The organism is Luteitalea sp. (genome assembly GCF_022842525.1).
Classification (GTDB): domain Bacteria; phylum Acidobacteriota; class Vicinamibacteria; order Vicinamibacterales; family Vicinamibacteraceae; genus Luteitalea.
Genome location: NZ_JALHPM010000044.1, coordinates 1 through 16265, shown reverse-complemented (window position 1 = coordinate 16265; position 16265 = coordinate 1). Strand labels below are relative to the sequence as shown.

The window sequence follows — 16265 nt, the reverse complement described above, 5'->3', positions numbered from 1 at the left end:
CCGCGCATCACGCCGTGGCGATGCGTGTCAGGGCCCCGCTGCGGGCCGATTCGTACAGCGCCTCGGCCAGGGCGATGCTGCGGCGGCCTTCGCGCCCGTCACAGGCCGGTCGGCGCCGGTCCCGCAGGGCGGCGACGAAGTCCTCGACGACGCGGCGGTGCGGCGTGGCGTCGGCCACCACTGCCGTCGAGGCGCTCTTGGTGGCGCTGGTCAACGTGGTGCCGTCGACGTGGCCACTCCTGAGATCCCAGCCGGCAATGCGATCGTGCTCGATCACCAGCGTGCCCTCCGTGCCGGTGATCTCCACACGCCGCGGATAGCCGGGCCACGCGGCCGTCGTGGCCTGGAACGAGCCGAGCGCGCCCGACGCGAACACGAGCGAGGCCACGAGGGTGTCTTCGACGGCGATCGCATGCAGGGCCGTGGCGGCGCGCGCCTGCACCTCGGTGACGTCGCCCAGCAGATACAGCAGCAGATCCACCGTGTGGATCCCCTGATTCATCAGCGCCCCCCCACCGTCGAGCCCGGCCGTGCCACGCCAGGCGGCGGTCTGGTAGTACTCGGGCGCCCGATACCACTTCACCCGGGCATCCACCAGCAGCACACGGCCGAGGCGCCCGGCCGCGATCGCGTCGCGGGCCTCGAGAAACGCCGGGGTACAGCGATCCTGGAAGAAGATGCCGAGCAATACGCCCGCGCGCTCGACCGCCTCGATGGCGGTGTCGACGCGCTGGAGCGTCACGTCGAGCGGTTTCTCGCACAGCACATGACACCCCCGCGCTGCGGCGAGCGCGATCTCATCGGCATGCACACCGGAGGGTGTGCCTATGCAGACGATGTCGAGGGGCGTCTGGTCGAGGAGCGAGGAGAGCGAGGGGGCACTGATGAGCCCCTCGCGAGCCGCGAGGGCGCCGACCTTGGCGGCATTGGGGCCGCAGACACCGACGGCCTGCAGGCCTGCGACGCCCTGCACCGCCCTGATGTGTGTGTCGGTGATGTTGCCACCCCCGGTGAAGCCCACGCGCATGGTCACCGGTGACCTCGGGTTTGAAAAGGCACTGGAGCCGAGCATATGACACGCGCATGGCCGGCACAACCCGCCTCGGAGAGGCCGCTCGCCGAGCTGGGGGAGGGCCCGCTCGCCGAGCGGGCCGTGCCACTACTGCGGCCTGACCCACTCGAAGACGGCGCGCTGACGGAGGAGCTTGGCCTTGAGGGCGGCAGGCGACACGGCCTGCACGGGGATGTTGCCCTCGATCGCCATCGTCGCGGCCACCCCGGCCGCCTGCCCGATGATCATGTACTGCGGTTCCATGCGGAGCGTCGAGTACGCGACGTGTGAGGCCGAGAAGGCCACGGGCACGAGCAGGTTGGTCGTGTCGGCCCGCCTGGGCAGCATGACGCGGTACGGAATCTGGTAGGGCGTCACCGACACCTGCATGTCGCCTTCGTTCTCGGCGAAGCCCTCCGCATTGACGATGCGCTGGATGTTGTGCGAGTCGCTGTTGTAGGAGCCCATGCCGATGGGATCGGGCTTGGTGAGGTCGGTCTGGATGTCCTTCTGCGACACGACGTACTCCCCGACCATGCGGCGCGACTCGCGGACGTAGAGCTGGTGCGGCCAGTGCGCCGTGTCGGTGAACTCGTCCTTGCACAGCCCCCAGGGCGCCATCGCGGCGTGCAGGGCGGCGGGCACCTGCGGGTCGTGCTGGAGGAAGTACAGGAAGCCCTGCACGTAGTCGACATGGGCCTGCCAGATGCGGGCCCGTGTCGCATAGTCGCCGTCGGCGTAGTCGTAGTTGCCGCCGATGTAGTCGGTCGAGAACGCGCCGTTGTTGTTGGTGTCGGTCTTGCCGTTGGGAATCGGGTCCGGCTTCATCACGTCCCACAGCGACCACGGCTGCGTGAGACGGGTGCGCGGGTCGCCACGCCGTTCGGGGCCGGCGGCGTCGGCCGCCGCCTTCCGCTTGATGACGTCCATGGCCGCGAGCATCTTCGCCAGCAGGGCGAATCGTCCCGGGTCGTAGCCGGCGGGCTTCGGCAACGGGACGCGGTTGTCCTCGCGCTCGGTCATGCAGACGCGGAAGTTGTACGCCTGCAGCTTGGTGTCCGCCGCCCCCGACGGCCCCTTCGGCTCGCCGGAGATCTCGGGCAGCAGTCGCCCGGCCGCGTCGCGCGCAGGGACCGACACCTGGAACTGATGCAGGGGCGTGCGATCGCGGATGCCGGCCAGCGACTCGCCGTACTGGGCAGTGCCCTCGCGACCGAACGTGTAGGTCACGCCTGCCTGCGCCATCAGGTCGCCCTCGTAGCTGGCGTCCGCGAAGACCTTGCCGCGGAAGGCCGCGCCGTTCTCCGTCCGGATCTCGGTGACGCGGGTGCCGTCCTTCGACACACCGGTCTTCTCGACCAGCCGATGGCGATAGAACACGCGCACGCCAGCCTCGGCCACCCACTCCTTGAAGATGGCCTCGGCCACGTGTGGCTCGAGATACCACTGCACCGGCACGCCGTACTTGCGCCCCGCGCGCTCGTAGAACTCGAGGGCGTAGCCGCCGATGACCTCCTTCTTGCCGAAGTCGGTCCATCCGAGCCCGCCCGACACCATGCCGCCGAGGTGGTCGCGCGGCTCGAGCAGCGCCACGCTGGCGCCCTCCCGCGCCGCCGCAATGGCGGTGACGACGCCGCCGGCCGTGCCGCCATAGACGACCACGTCGAAGGACTGCGGGGCGGGTTGGGCCGTGGCCGAAGGCGCCAGGAGCAGAGCAAGGGCCGCGGCCAGCAGTGGGTATCGCATGAACGCTACTCCTTCGCGGAGACCGTCGTCTCGCGAGCGAAGTCGTGCTTGTGCAGCCACAGCCCGGCAAGCAGCGGCCACGTGCCGATGGGCCCTTCCTTCTCGCCGAGTCCGAAGCCGTGGCGCCCCCCTTCGAAGAGGTGCAGTTCGACCTCGACGCCCGCCTTGCGCATCGCCTGCGCGAACAGCAGGCTGTTCTCGGGCGGGACGGCGGCATCCGCCGTGGTGTGCAGCAGGAAGACCGGCGGCGTGCGCGCCGTGACGCGTCGCTCCGACGACATCGCGGCCATCTGCTCCGCGGTGGCCCCCTCGCCGAGCAGGTTCGTGCGCGACCCCTTGTGGACCCACGCGTCCTCGGTGAAGGTGATCACGGGATAGATCAGCACGGCGAGATCGGGCCGGCTGCTGACGCGCTCGACAGGATCGACCGCCGCGGGATCGCCTTCGGTGAACTGGGTGGCCGCGGTGCTGGCGAGGTGGCCGCCGGCCGAGAATCCGAGGATGCCGACCCGCCCATCGAGGCCCCACTCGCGGGCGTGGGCCCGCACGTAGCGCACGGCCCGGAGCGCATCGGTGAGCGGGGCCGGATGGCGATAGGGCGACACCCGGTAGCGGGCGACGAAGGCCGTCACGCCCAGCGAGTTGAGCCACTGGGCGATGGGTTCCCCTTCGTGCGCGGCGCGGCCGCGGTACCCACCGCCGGGCAGCACGACGAACGCCGCGCCGGTGGCCGTGCCAGGGGCTGGCCGATACACGGTGAGCGCCGGCGTGTCTTCCGGGCCCGTGCCCGTGGCCAGCGGCACCGGTCCGGTCCAGAGCGGCACGAGACTCCCGGTGGCGGGCCCCTGCGCCGCGGCTGGTGTGGACATGACGAGTGACGCGAGCAGGACAACGGGCAGGGAGGTGCGCATGGGCGGTGGCTGCGTGTTATAGCATGCACCGCGTTCCCATGACCTACCTCCTTGGCATCGACGTCGGCACGGGCGGCACCCGGGCCCTCATTCTCGACGAGTCGGGCACGGTGATCTCGTCGGCGACCTCCGAGCACGCCCCCTTCGCCTCACCGCAGACGGGGTGGGCCGAGCAGGACCCGGACGACTGGTGGCGGGCGTGTCGGCAGGCCGTGCCGCGTGCCCTGCTCGAGGCGGGTCTCGAGGCCTCGGCCATCACGGCCATCGGTCTGAGCGGGCAGATGCATGGCGCGACGCTGCTCGATGCCGACGGGCGGGTCGTGCGTCCGGCGCTGCTGTGGTGCGACCAGCGGACGCAGGCCGAGTGCGACAACCTGACCGAGCGCATCGGCGCCGCGCGCCTCATCGAGTGGACGAGTAACCCGGCCCTGACGGGATTCACGCTGCCCAAGCTGCTGTGGGTGCGACGCACCGAGCCGGAGGCCTGGGCCCGGGTGCGGCACGTGTTGCTGCCCAAGGACTACATCCGCTATCGCCTCACCGGCCGCCTCGCCACCGACGTGGCCGATGCGTCGGGCACCCTGCTGTTCGACGTCGCGCGTCGTCAGTGGTCGCGCGACATGCTCGGGGCCACCGGCCTCGAGGCCTCGCTGTTGCCGGAGGCGTTCGAGGGGCCGCAGGTGACGGGCTCGCTCACGGCCGACGGCGCCGCGGCCGTCGGCCTGCTCGCCGGCACCCCCGTGGTGGCCGGTGGTGGGGACCAGGCCGCAGGCGCGGTCGGCATGGGCATCGTCCAGGCCGGCGCGGTGTGCGCGACGATCGGCACGTCCGGCGTCGTGTTCGCGGCCACGGACCGCCCGGCGCTCGACCCGCGTGGCCGGGTGCACACCTTCTGCCACGCCGTGCCGGGCCGCTGGCACGTGATGGGCGTGACGCAGGCCGCCGGCTTGTCGCTGCGCTGGTTCCGGGACCGCTTCGGGTCGGGCGGCAGCGACGGGCGCGACCCCTACGAGCGACTCACCGACGAGGCGCTGGCGATTCCGCCGGGCGCCGATGGTGTGTTGTGGGCGCCGTATCTCATGGGCGAACGCACGCCGCACCTGGACGCCGAGGCGCGGGCGGCGCTGGTCGGTCTCGCGGCGTCGCACACGCGCGGACACGTGATTCGCGCCATCCTCGAAGGGGTGGCGTTCAGTCTGCAGGACAGCTTCACCATCCTGCGCGAGATGCAGGTGCCGGTCGAAGGCATCCGGCTCGGCGGCGGCGGGGCACGGTCGGCGCTCTGGCGTCAGATCCAGGCCGACGTGTACGGTCAGCCCGTGCAGACGGTGGCGGCCGAGGAAGGCGCCGCGTACGGCGCCGGGCTGCTGGCCGGCGTCGGCGCCGGGGTGTGGCCCGACGTCGACACGGCGTGCGACCGGGTCGTCCGCGTCACCAGCGAGGTGGTGCCGGGCGACGGCCATCCGATCCTGGCGCGGCAGTACCGCGCCTACCAGGCGCTCTACCCCGCGCTGCGCCAGATTCGTGAGGCCCTGCGATGAGACTCGGGGCCGCACCGCCGCGTCCAACGGCCATGCGCATGCTGTCTCTCACGCTCGGCACCGCGGCCATGGCCGTCGTGCTCATGACCACCATGACCACTGCCCAGAGTCCGGGCCGCTCGACGGCCACCTCGCTCTACGACCTCCAGACCACCACCCTCGATGGCAAGCCGGCGCCGCTGGCCAGCTACAAGGGGAAAGTCACGCTCGTGGTGAACACCGCGAGCCAGTGCGGCTACACGCCGCAGTACGCCGGCCTGCAGAAGCTGCACGACGAGATGCAGGGCAAGGGGTTCTCGGTCCTCGGCTTCCCCAGCAACGACTTCGGGGGCCAGGAACCCGGCGAGGCCGCCGAGATCGCCACCTTCTGCCAGCGCAACTACGGCGTCACCTTCCCGATGTTCTCGAAGCTCGTCACCAAGGCCGGGCCCGGCCAGTCGCCCATCTACCAGTTTCTGGGCGCGAGCGGCCAGCTGCCCGGCTGGAACTTCTCGAAGTACCTCATCGGCAAGGACGGCACCGTCAAGGCCTTCTTCCCGAGCAAGGTGACGCCCGAGGACCCCGAGTTGCGCAAGGCCATCGCCGACGCCCTGGCGTCCTAGCACCGCGCGGGGCCAGTTTGGCCCGAAGTGAGACGAAGGGGCTGCAGTGATCTACACTGCAGCCCCATAACTTTTCCTGGAGACTGCCGCGTGTCCGACGCATACCAGCCGCAAGCCGCCCACAAGTTCTCGTTCGGCCTCTGGACCATCAGCAATCGCGGCCGCGACCCCTTCGGCGAACCCGTCAGGGATCCGCTCCCCCCCAACGACGCCGTCGCCATGCTCGGAGAACTCGGCGCCTGGGGCGTCAACCTGCACGACAACGATCTGGTGCCGATCGACGCCACCGCCACCGAACGCGACACCATCGTCCGCGAGTTCAAGGCCGCGATGCGGGACCATGGCGTCGTGTGCCCCATGGCGACGGTCAGCCTGTTCACCGACCCGATCTTCAAGGATGGCGCCTTCACCGCCAACGACCCACAGGTCCGGGCGTACGCCATCCAGAAGACCATGAGCGCGATGGATCTCGGTGCGGAACTGGGCGCGTCGACGTTCGTCCTCTGGGGGGGCCGCGAGGGCACCGAGACCGATGCCTGCCGGCGCCCCGACGATGCCGTCAAGCGCCTCCGCGACGCGGTGAACTACCTGTGCGAGTACAACATCGCTCAGGGGTACCAGTACCGCTTCGCCATGGAAGCCAAGCCGAACGAGCCGCGTGGCGACATCTACATGGCCACCACCGGCAACTACCTCGGCTTCATCCCCACACTGGACCACCCCGAGATGGTCGGCGTGAATCCGGAAGTGGCGCACGAGACGATGGCCGGGCTCAACTTCACGCATGCCGTGGCTCAGGCGTGGGACGCCGGCAAGCTGTTCCACATCGACCTGAACGATCAGAACCCGGGGCGCTACGACCAGGACTTCCGGTTCGGCGCCGCCAACCCCCGTGCCGCCTTCTTCCTCGTGAAGTTCCTCGAGGACGTCGGCTACGACGGCCCGCGCCACTTCGATGCGCACGCCTATCGCACCGAGGACTACGAGGGCGTCAAGGCCTTCGCGCGGGGCTGCATGCGGACGTACCTGATCCTCAAGGAGAAGGCCGCCCGCTGGAACGCCGACCCCGAGATCCAGGCCATCGTGAAGGCCGCCCACGGCGACAACGCCCCCGTCGGGCGCTTCAGCGCGGACGCCGCGCGCGAACTCGCCAACCGCACCTTCGACCGCAAGACGATCGCCGCCCGAGGCCTGGCCTACGAGCAGCTCGATCAGCTCACGACGGAGATCATCCTGGGAGTCCGATAGCAATTCAGAATTCAACGTTCACAATGAAGCGCGGGGCAGGCACCGCCACTCGGCGGAGGCCCACTGCGGCCCCCCAAATGCCGGCCCCTCGGCCCTGAGGGAGCCTGGCGTTGCCGGCCCCGCACTACATTCTGAATTGTGAACTCTGAATTGTTCAGAACCCGACGACGAGTCCAGCCGTGGCCTGATACGTCGGGCCACGCTGGTCGTCGAGGATGATGCCGTCGCGCAGCCAGAGGACACGCACGTCGCCGCGCACGGCGAGGTGCTGCCACACGCCCGGTCGGGTCCCAAGGCGAATCAGCGCGCCGGCGCCCCCATAGCCCATCCACCCGGTCTCGGCCGTCGTCCGCGGCTCGTCGAGTTGGCGGAGGTATCCGCCGCCAGCCATCACGAACGGCGCGACACGCCCGAGCGTCCAGCGATACTGCAGGCCCACGTCACCGACCACCTGCGTCAGCCGCGACGTCGCCGTCACGTTCGGCGCCCCCTCCACATCGGCGGAGATGTCGACCGACAGTTCGGGTCGGGCGTAGGACACGCCGCCCTCGACGAACCACCCGCGCACCAGTCGCACACCCAGACGCCCTTCGACCAGTGGTGCCTGACCGATCGCCGACCGCGTGGTGAACAGCGACGAACGGCCGGCCGTCGGCACCTCGTTGGTCAGCAGGGTCGCGTCGGTGCTGCCGAGGTCTCCGCCGCCGACGACGCCACCGAGCACGCTGACTTCGACCCGATGCGCACGCGGCGCGCAGTCGGTGCCCGGCTGGCCACACGCCGGCACGGCGGGATCCTGCTGCGCAGACGACGGTGCCGCGCCCAGGACGACAACGAGCAGTGCACCCAGGACACGCCGAGCGGCCCTGCCCGGTTCCCGGCTCCCGACGCCGCTCACTTGCCCACCACGTCGATGGTCACGTCCGGCGCATTGCCGCCCCTGGGGACGAAGATCGCGCGGGGCGAGAACGCCACCGCGAAGCCGACATCGACGCGTGGTCCCTCGATGAAGCTCGCCACATCCCCATCGTCCAGCGGCTCGACGCGCAGGACGACCGGGCCGGGCTCGATGCCGGCGAGCACGAAGGTGCCGGAGTCGTCGAGCGTGAAGCCGCCGACCAGTGCGCCGGTGCGCAGGTGCATGGCCACGACATGGGCCCCGAACACGCCGAGCCCGCCCCGGGTCACGCGGCCAGAGATGCTGCCGGTCTCCTGCCGGAAGGTGCCATCGGGATAGATGTCGGAGATCCCCGCGATGTCGTCGGGCTGCAGGCGACGTCCGTCGATGTTGCCGGGCGAGAAGGCGATCGGGAACATCACCGCACCTGCCGACAGGACCCGCCGCCCGCTACCCACGACCTCGGTCTCGCCGAGCGCCGAGTGCCCGAGGCCGATCAGATGACCGATCTCGTGGGTGGCGATCGACTCCAGATCGAACCGGCCGGCTTGCCCGCCGGGCGCGGCCGACCAGGGGAAGGCGGCATTGAAGAAGACGTCGGCCTCCAGCAGCGCCCCGGCGATGATGTCGATCGTGTAGCTCGTCGCGCCGAGCGTGCGATCGAGTTCGGGCCGATTCGCGTACGCGAGCATGGTGATGCCGTCGTTGTCCGAGAGCGGGCGCGTCGTGTCGCCAGCCGGCGCGAACCGGATCGAGGACGACGGCACGTTCTCCCAGGTGGCGAAGGCACGCGCGATGGTGTCGCGGAAGTCTGCCGCGGACACCCCCGTCGTCTCGCGGGTCCCGACCACGTAGGACACGGGCCGGCCCTCCGGCCACTTGAGCACGACCGACTGGCCGTTGATGCGGTAGCCGAACTTCAGGTAGGCGGATGTCGGGATGGCCGAGAGCACCGCGAGGATGGCCACCAGGACGGAGACACGACGCGCCTGGCTCACTGGGCGCCCTCCGTCCCGGCCAGCGCCCGGACCTCGGCTTCGAGATCGGTGACCGCGCGCGGCACCCGCGACACGGCACCCCGCGCGTTGGCGACGCGGGACGGCGCCAGGACGCGCCACGTGCCGTCAGGCGCACCGGCGGCCGCCAGCGCGCCCTGATGCAGGCCGATCACGCTGTACCCGCCGCGGGGATGCGCTGCCAGGAACCAGACCACCCGCGCGCCCTCGTCGACGTTGGGCACGCCGGGCACGCGCGTCTCCAGGCGACCGAGCTGTCCGCCCGCGAGACGAACATAGACGACGGACGCCTCGGGGCCCTTCCAGGTGGAGGTGAGGCGGACCTGGACGAGCCGCTCGATCCCCGTCGGGCCCTGCACGGTGCGGACGTCCTCGACGGTGCCGAGCGCCACGAGGTCGGCCGCGGCCGTCAGCTCGACGAGCGACAGGGGCACGACGACCGACGCCCTGACGGATGGACCGACGATGGCCATCCACAGGGTCACGGCGCCGATCGACAAGGCCGACGCGAGGCGCCGACGGGGCTGCACGCAACGAGTCACGATGCTCCTACTCTTGACGCGAGCCGCGCGTGGCGGCCAGGGCCAGCACGGCCGTGGCCGCACGCTCGGAGGCGCCTGGCCCTCCAAGCGCATGCACGACCGCGGCCAGGTGTTCGCGCACGTCGGACGCGTAGGCGTCGTCGCGCAGGAACGCGAGCGCTTCGGCGCAGACGCGCGGGGCCGTGAAGTCGTCCTGGATCAACTCCGGGACGATCTTGCGGCCGGCGATGAGATTGACCATCCCGAAGGTATCGACCTTGACGAACGGGCGCCCCAGCCGGTACGTGAGGGGCGACAGCCGATAGACGATCACCATGGGTTTGCCGTGCAGCGCCGTCTGCACCGTCGCCGTCCCCGACGCGGTGATCACCAGGTCGCTGGCCGCGAGCACGGCGTCGGTGTCGCCGGCATGAATCCCGATGGGCAGGTGGCTGCGATGGGTCGCCTCGAAATGCTCGTCGTGCAGTCCCGGCGCGCGGGCGATGAGGAACTGCAGATCGGGCTCCGCGTCCTTCAACAGGGCGCACGCCTCGAGCAGCGTGGGCAGCGTGCTGGCCACTTCGTTGTGGCGACTGCCCGGCAGCAGGGCGACCGTCCGCGCGGCGTGCGACAGGCCGTGCTGCGTGAGCAGCTCGGCGCGATGCCCGCGGCGATCGATCAGGTCGATGAGCGGATGGCCGACGAACTGGACGGGCACGCCGGCGTCGGCGTACAACGCCGCTTCGAACGGGAAGATGACCAGGACCTGGTCGGCGAAGCGCTTGATGACCTGCATCCGGCCGGGGCGCCACGCCCACAACTGGGGCCCGATGTAGTACACGACGGGGATGCCCCGGGCATGCAGGGCCTGCCCGAGACGGAAGTTGAAGTCCGCGAAGTCGATGGCCACGAACACGTCGGGCCGGCGCCGCTCGGCCTCGGCGATGAGGTGGCGATACATGCGCCACGTCCGCGGCAAGGTGCGCAGGACTTCGGACAGCCCGGTGACCGCGAGCCCTTCGTAGGAGCCGAGCAGCGTGCCCCCGGCCGCAGCAAGGCGCGGCCCCCCGAACCCGAAGATGTCCAGGTCGGGGCGCTGGCGTCGCAGGGCCGACGCCAGGGCGCCTGCGTACAGGTCGCCAGACGGCTCCCCGCACGAGATCATCACGCCGGGCATGCGACCGCGACCTAGCGGGCCGCCGCCGGCGCGCGCGTGGGCGCGCCCCTGCGCTGGAGGCTGGGACTGGTCAGATCGAGATCGGCGAGCGGCAGGATCTCCGCGTTGTCGATGCCGACGGCCTTGAGTTGCGGCAGGACCTTGCGGGCATCGCCGACCAGGACGATCGACAGGCGACCCGGCTTGATGAACTGCCGGGACACGCGCTGGATGTCGTCGCTGGTGACGGCGTTGATGCGATCGCGATAGGTCTCGAGTTCCTTGACGTCGAGGTCGAAGAACAACAGGTTGAGGACCTGCAGCGCGATGCCGTCGGCGGTCTCGATGCTCAGGGGGAAACTGCCCGACAGATAGGCCTGCGCTCCCATCAGCTCGCGATCGCCGACCGGTTCACGCACCATGCGCCAGAATTCGTCCACGGCGAGCCGCAGGGCCTCGCCGGTGGTCGACGTCTGCGTGTCGGTCTCGGCGATGATGGCGCCGGTCAGCTTGTAGGCGTCCATGTCGGCCGACGCCCCGTATGTCAGCCCCTTCTCCGACCGCAGCACGTTCTGCAGGCGGTTGGCGCCCTCGCCGCCGAGAATCTTGGTGGCGAGGTTGAGGGCCATGTAATCCGGGTGCTTGCGCGCGATGGCGACGTGGCCGGCGCGAATCTCGGTCTGCACCGCGTTGGGGCGATCCACCAGGACCACCCGGCGCGTCGGTTCGGGCACCTCGGCGATCGGCAGTACGGGCAGGTCCTTTGGCTGCCACTGGCCGAAGGCACGCGTCACCCCGGCGAACGCCTCCTCGACGTCGACGTCGCCAACCACCGCCAGCAGCGCGTTGTTGGGCGAGAACCAGGCCTTGTGGAACTGCACGAGGTCGTCGCGCGTGACCTGCTGCAGCGACTCCGGCGTGCCGTTGCCGGGCAGGCCATACGGATGGAACCCGTACACGAGCCGGTCGATCACCGCATCGGCGACGTACTCGGGATCCTGCATGTTCACGCCCATGGCCGACAGGGCCTGGGTGCGCACGCGGTCGAGTTCGTCCTGCGGGAACGACGGCGTCTGCACCACCTCGGACATGAGGTCGAGTGCAAAGTCGAAGCTGTCCTTCAGGACGAGTACGTTGACGTAGGAGAGGTCCGTGCCGGCGCCGGTGCCGAGCGCACCTCCAACGTAGTCGATGACGTCGGAGATCTGCTCCGACGAACGCTTGGCGGTGCCCTGATCGAGCAGGGCCCCGACCATGGCGGCCACGCCAGGCCGACCGGTCGGATCCTGCGCGGTGCCGGCCTTGACCAGCATCCGCAGGCTCACCGCGGGCTGCTCGTTCTGCGACACCACCACGACCCGGAGGCCGTTGGGCATGGTGCGCACTTCATAGGGCGGCACCCTGACCGGAGGCGCCTCGAGTGGCCGGGGCGGACGCTCCTGCGCACACAACGGCGAGGTCACGGCGACGAGCGACGTCATCATCGCCAGGAACAGCATCTGTGCCGCGCGCACCCTCACTGGTCACCCCCGGGGCGCTGCCCGCGTGGCATCACCGTCAGCACCATCCGGCTCTGCGGCGTGAAGTAGGTCCTGGCCACCCGCTGGACATCGGCCGTGGTCATCTTCTGGAAGATGTCGAACTCGCCATCGGCGGTGTCGACGTCGCCGTTGTGCAGGACGACGGCGTGCGCGAGGGTCGTCGCCTTGGCCTGCACCGTCTGCCGACCGAGCACGTAATCGCGCGCGAACTGGTTCTTGCTGCGCTGCAGTTCGCGATCCGTGATCGGCTCCTTGACCAGCTTCTCCATCTCCTCGATCAGCGCCCGCTCGACCTGGGCCGGCGTCTGCCCTGGCGCCACGATCGCCACGGCGTAGAAGAGGTTGGGATGCTCGATCAGGTTGGCCTGGCCGAACGCCGACAGGGCCAGACGCTCCTTGTAGACGAGACGCTGGTAGATGCGCGAGCTGGTGCCATCCGACAGCACCTTGGCCGCGATGTGCAGCGGGTAGGAATCCGGATGCCCGTCGTAGGTGATCGGATAGGCGACGACGACGGCGGGCAGCGGCCAGTCCTCCTCGATCGTGACGCGTTTCTCCTTCGTGCGGACCGGCTCCTGCGGGATGGTGCGCGGCACCGTCCCGGTCGGCTTCGGGACCTTGCTGAACTCGCGTTCGATCAGGCTGCGCGCCGTGGCGGGGTCGAAGTCGCCCGCGATGACCAGCGTGGCGTTGTCGGGGCGGTAGTAGGTGCGGTGGAACTCGCGCACGTCCTCGATGCTCGCGGCCTCGAGATCGGCCATGCTGCCAATCACCGGATAGCGATACGGATGCGTGGTGAACGCCTGCTCGTAGATGATCTCGGACAGCCGCCCGTACGGCTGGTTCTCGACGCGCTGGCGCCGCTCCTCCTTGACCACCTCGCGCTCGGTGCGGAACGTCGCATCCTCGACGCGCAGCGACGCCATGCGGTCGGCCTCGAGCCACAGCGTCAGCGGCAGGTACTGCGCCGGCACCGTCTGCCAGAACACCGTGGTGTCCTCGGTGGTGTAGGCGTTGCTCTGTCCGCCCACCGAGGCGATGTACGACGTGTGCGCCTCGGGCTGCACGTTCCGGCTGCCCTTGAACATCATGTGCTCGAAGAGATGCGCGAAGCCGGTGCGCCCCGGCTTCTCGTTCTTCGAGCCCACGTGATACCAGAGCGTCACGTGGACGATCGGCGTCGAGTGGTCCTCGAGCAGGATGACCCGCAGCCCGTTGGGCAGCGTGTAGTCTTCGAACTTGAACGCCGGCGGCCTGACCGTGGTGGCTCCGGTGGGCGTCTCGAACGCCCCGGCCACGACGACGGCTGCCAGCGCAGCGGCCACGGCGGGCCGAGCGAGCATGCGTGTCATTGGATCGATTATGGCAGGCCCCGCGCCCGCCTCCAATGACTTGGGACGACGTGACGGCCGACTTGGCCTCGGATTCGCGGGGCCCCCGCCGGTCAGCGCTCGCTGCCGGACTCGTCCACGTCGGCGGCGCTCGGGGTCGCCGCGCCCTCCAGCGTGACCAGGCGGCGCTGCAGGTCGGCGACCTGCTTGCGCAGGGCCGGCAGGGTCCGGAAGATGGCCGAGGCCTTGAGCCAGTCCCGATTGTCGATGGCCGGGTACCCGGAGACGAACGCCTTGTCGGGCAGCGAGTTGGGGATGCCGGTCTGCGCCGTCGCCCGCACGCCCTTGCCGATGGTGAGGTGACCGGCCACACCCACCTGCCCGGCGAGGATGGTCCCGGCGCCCACCGACGTGCTCCCGGCGATCCCCACCTGCGAGACCAGAATCACCCGCTCGCCCAGTTCGACGCCGTGGCCAATCTGCACCAGGTTGTCGATCTTGGAGCCGGCGCCGATCACCGTCGCCCCGATCGGCGGGCGATCGATGGCCGTCGACACGCCGATCTCGACGTCGTCGCCGACGACGACCGTGCCGACCTGCGGAATCTTGATCATCGTGCCGGTCGCATCGGCCGCGAAGCCGAAGCCGTCACTGCCGATCACGGCATGGTCCTGCACCACCACCCGGTGCCCCAGGGTGACCCGCTCGCGCACGCTGACATGGGGGTGCAGGAGGCAGTCGTCACCGATCACCGCGCCGTCGCCGATCGTCACGTGCGCGCGGATCGACGTCCGGGCCCCGACCACCGCCGCGGCGCCGACGCACGCGTAAGGACCGACCGACACGTCTTCGCCGAGGACCGCCGTCGGGTCGATCACCGCGGTCGGATGGACCCCGGCTGGCGGCGCCGGCTGGGGATGCAGCAGCGCGAGCGCCCGCGCGAACGCGACGTAGGGCTCCCGCGTGCGCAGGGCCGCTGCCGGCACCGGCACCGGCACGTCATCGGCGGCGATCACCGCGGAGGCGCGTGTCTCGGCCAGCGCCCTGGCGTATTTCGGATTGAAGAAGAAGGTGACGTCGCCCGGACCGGCCGATACGAGATCGGCCACGCGGGTGATCAGGAGGTCGCCGTCGCCTTCGAGGCGGCAGCCGAGCAGGTCGGCAAGCTCACGCAGCGTCAAAGCGGGCGGAGTGTACCATGCGCCTTCGCGCTTCGCGCTGCGGCGCACACGTGCCAGGGCCGCGGCCTCGAGGCGGTCCGGCCGGCTCGACTAGGGGGTGGCCAGGCGATCGGGCACCATGCGGGCCACGAAGAGCGGCAGGTCCTCCAGCCGCAGGCGCGTCGCGATGTCGAGCACGATCGGTTCGCGCGCCTCACCGGACAGGTGCAGGACCCCACGCAGTTCCGAGAGCGGGGTGCTCGGCGTCATGTGCCACACCACCGCCCGCAGGCCGTGACGCGCGCCCCGCCAGGACAGGTAGCGCGCGACGACGAAGAACCCGAGGAAATACGCCAGGACGTTCGGGCCTGGGACGAGCGCCAGCGCGCCGGAGGCGACGAAGAGCACCGTCGTGACGACCAGCCAGAGCAGGTGGCGGTCGGCATCCTTGCGCAGCGAGGTGCGCATCACCTGCAGCGCCTCGCTCGCCGTGACATCGTCGGGGTGGTGCAGCGTCGCGTGCGTGTGCTTGCGCAGGTGCCACAACAGCCGTTGCTCGTTGATGTGCTCGGCGATGCTGCGCAGCGTCCGCTGCTGCAGGCGCCCGAGCATCGTCCCCGGGTCGGGCATCTCCTCGCCGCGCGCGCGGCGGCGACGTTGATCCTCGGCCTCCGCGAGCATGTGACGGAAACGATCCATCAGCCGACGGAACAGGCCCCGCTCTTCGTGCGGGTCGACAGGCGTCTCCTCGTCCGCGGGTTCGCAGTAGGGCTCGAGGCGGCCCGCGCCGATCGGGATGAGGTAGACGTCAAACATGTCGTTCGTTCTGAAAGCTACGATACCACCCGCTTTCCCGTTCACCGTGCCCACACGCCCATGGTCGAGCCGCCTCACGCCAACGAGGCACACGAGGACCACTGCTACGCTTATCGGCATGACGCCAACGATTCTGCTGTGGCTGGCACTGACGACCGCAGGCGCGCAGCCGGCGCCCCCGCTCGCGCTGGACGTGCGCGTGTTCCGCGGCGCGGTCGAGGTCACCGCCGAGACCACCGTGACGGTGTTCCCGACGGGCACGCGCGTCAACGGTCGCGCTGCCCCAATCGTCCCGAGCGGCGAGCGACAATTGCCGCTGTTGGCCGGACAGTACGACCTGCAACTCGTCCAGCAGACGGACGGCAAGGTCAGCGGCATCGCCTGGACAACGCTGCGCCTGCTGGTGGCCTACCCGGGCGAGCGCGGACGCCACCTGGAGGTCGTGAACTTCACGAAGGGATGGGGCGCCCTGCAGATCCGGCCGGAGCGGCCGGCGACGGACGGCAGCCTGGCGTGGTCGGCGCGACTGCTGCGCAAGGACGGCAGCGAGGTGGCCAGGGGCGTGCCGGGCCAGGGCTACCAGATCCTCGTCGCGCCGGCCGGCCTGTACGACGTGGCGATCGCCACACCCGGTCAGCCGGTGCGCCTGCAGGACGTCGAGGTGAAGGAGAACCTCACCTACGTCCGGGCGTTCTGACGCGCCCCGGCGCGGCTACGGAGCCGTGGC

15 protein-coding genes are annotated in these 16265 nt (G+C 70.2%); 4 read left to right on the top strand and 11 right to left on the bottom strand.

What is annotated here, in order from left to right; all coding sequences use genetic code 11:
* Nucleotides 1-7: 7 nt before the first annotated feature.
* The 3 genes from Q0C41_RS11230 to Q0C41_RS11220 form a co-directional block, all read right to left on the bottom strand.
* A complete protein-coding gene (locus Q0C41_RS11230) occupies nt 8-1027 on the bottom strand; it encodes a Gfo/Idh/MocA family oxidoreductase (RefSeq protein ID WP_291983809.1) in 1020 nt (339 codons plus the stop codon).
* Between the two features lie 132 nt (nt 1028-1159).
* Entirely contained in the window at nt 1160-2797 is a 1638-nt protein-coding gene (locus Q0C41_RS11225; RefSeq protein WP_291983775.1) for an FAD-dependent oxidoreductase, read from the bottom strand.
* A gap of 5 nt (nt 2798-2802) precedes the next feature.
* Complete coding sequence (locus Q0C41_RS11220) at nt 2803-3708, bottom strand: alpha/beta hydrolase (RefSeq protein ID WP_291983773.1); 906 nt, start codon at nt 3706-3708, stop codon at nt 2803-2805.
* A 38-nt stretch (nt 3709-3746) separates the two neighbouring features.
* Between Q0C41_RS11220 and xylB the strand changes: the two genes are divergently transcribed.
* The 3 genes from xylB to xylA all read left to right on the top strand — a co-directional run bounded on the left by xylB (nt 3747) and on the right by xylA (nt 7099).
* A complete protein-coding gene (gene xylB / locus Q0C41_RS11215; protein WP_291983772.1) occupies nt 3747-5249 on the top strand; it encodes a xylulokinase in 1503 nt (500 codons plus the stop codon).
* A gap of 38 nt (nt 5250-5287) precedes the next feature.
* On the top strand, nt 5288-5851 hold the full coding sequence (locus Q0C41_RS11210; protein WP_367079199.1) for a glutathione peroxidase: 564 nt from the start codon (nt 5288-5290) through the stop codon (nt 5849-5851).
* 90 nt (nt 5852-5941) lie between these two features.
* Entirely contained in the window at nt 5942-7099 is a 1158-nt protein-coding gene (xylA, locus tag Q0C41_RS11205) for a xylose isomerase (RefSeq protein WP_291983770.1), read from the top strand.
* 154 nt (nt 7100-7253) lie between these two features.
* Here xylA and Q0C41_RS11200 read toward each other — a convergent pair whose 3' ends face one another.
* The 8 genes from Q0C41_RS11200 to Q0C41_RS11165 all read right to left on the bottom strand — a co-directional run bounded on the left by Q0C41_RS11200 (nt 7254) and on the right by Q0C41_RS11165 (nt 15538).
* The gene (locus Q0C41_RS11200) at nt 7254-7886 is read right to left on the bottom strand and encodes an outer membrane beta-barrel protein (RefSeq protein ID WP_291983769.1); all 633 of its coding nucleotides are present in this window, start codon (nt 7884-7886) and stop codon (nt 7254-7256) included.
* Nucleotides 7887-7993: 107 nt separating this feature from the next.
* Nucleotides 7994-8995: a matrixin family metalloprotease gene (locus Q0C41_RS11195; RefSeq protein ID WP_291983768.1), complete on the bottom strand. Its 1002-nt coding sequence runs from the start codon at nt 8993-8995 to the stop codon at nt 7994-7996.
* Entirely contained in the window at nt 8992-9555 is a 564-nt protein-coding gene (locus Q0C41_RS11190) for a hypothetical protein (protein ID WP_291983767.1), read from the bottom strand. Before Q0C41_RS11190 ends, Q0C41_RS11195 begins: the two co-directional genes overlap by 4 nt.
* A 7-nt stretch (nt 9556-9562) precedes the next feature.
* Nucleotides 9563-10711 carry a lipid-A-disaccharide synthase gene (gene lpxB / locus Q0C41_RS11185; protein ID WP_291983766.1) on the bottom strand — a complete coding sequence of 383 codons (1149 nt, stop codon included), beginning with the start codon at nt 10709-10711 and terminating at the stop codon, nt 9563-9565.
* Between the two features lie 11 nt (nt 10712-10722).
* Nucleotides 10723-12210: a pitrilysin family protein gene (locus Q0C41_RS11180; protein ID WP_291983765.1), complete on the bottom strand. Its 1488-nt coding sequence runs from the start codon at nt 12208-12210 to the stop codon at nt 10723-10725.
* Nucleotides 12207-13583 carry a pitrilysin family protein gene (locus tag Q0C41_RS11175; protein WP_291983764.1) on the bottom strand — a complete coding sequence of 459 codons (1377 nt, stop codon included), beginning with the start codon at nt 13581-13583 and terminating at the stop codon, nt 12207-12209. Before Q0C41_RS11175 ends, Q0C41_RS11180 begins: the two co-directional genes overlap by 4 nt.
* A 92-nt stretch (nt 13584-13675) precedes the next feature.
* Entirely contained in the window at nt 13676-14743 is a 1068-nt protein-coding gene (gene lpxD, locus Q0C41_RS11170; protein WP_291983763.1) for a UDP-3-O-(3-hydroxymyristoyl)glucosamine N-acyltransferase, read from the bottom strand.
* Nucleotides 14744-14833: 90 nt separating this feature from the next.
* Nucleotides 14834-15538 (bottom strand): hypothetical protein, encoded by a 705-nt coding sequence (locus Q0C41_RS11165; RefSeq protein WP_291983762.1) that lies wholly within the window; start codon nt 15536-15538, stop codon nt 14834-14836.
* A gap of 118 nt (nt 15539-15656) precedes the next feature.
* Here Q0C41_RS11165 and Q0C41_RS11160 point away from each other — a divergent pair, with 118 nt between their 5' ends.
* On the top strand, nt 15657-16235 hold the full coding sequence (locus Q0C41_RS11160) for a hypothetical protein (RefSeq protein ID WP_291983761.1): 579 nt from the start codon (nt 15657-15659) through the stop codon (nt 16233-16235).
* Nucleotides 16236-16265: the final 30 nt, after the last annotated feature.

Coding starts and splice junctions, on each gene's coding strand:
- Q0C41_RS11230 (WP_291983809.1), bottom strand. CDS start 1,027: ATGCGCGTGGGCTTCACCGGGGGTGGCAACATCACCGACACACACATC.
- Q0C41_RS11225 (WP_291983775.1), bottom strand. CDS start 2,797: ATGCGATACCCACTGCTGGCCGCGGCCCTTGCTCTGCTCCTGGCGCCT.
- Q0C41_RS11220 (WP_291983773.1), bottom strand. CDS start 3,708: ATGCGCACCTCCCTGCCCGTTGTCCTGCTCGCGTCACTCGTCATGTCC.
- xylB (WP_291983772.1), top strand. CDS start 3,747: ATGACCTACCTCCTTGGCATCGACGTCGGCACGGGCGGCACCCGGGCC.
- Q0C41_RS11210 (WP_367079199.1), top strand. CDS start 5,288: ATGCTGTCTCTCACGCTCGGCACCGCGGCCATGGCCGTCGTGCTCATG.
- lpxB (WP_291983766.1), bottom strand. CDS start 10,711: ATGCCCGGCGTGATGATCTCGTGCGGGGAGCCGTCTGGCGACCTGTAC.
- Q0C41_RS11175 (WP_291983764.1), bottom strand. CDS start 13,583: ATGACACGCATGCTCGCTCGGCCCGCCGTGGCCGCTGCGCTGGCAGCC.
- Q0C41_RS11165 (WP_291983762.1), bottom strand. CDS start 15,538: ATGTTTGACGTCTACCTCATCCCGATCGGCGCGGGCCGCCTCGAGCCC.
- Q0C41_RS11160 (WP_291983761.1), top strand. CDS start 15,657: ATGACGCCAACGATTCTGCTGTGGCTGGCACTGACGACCGCAGGCGCG.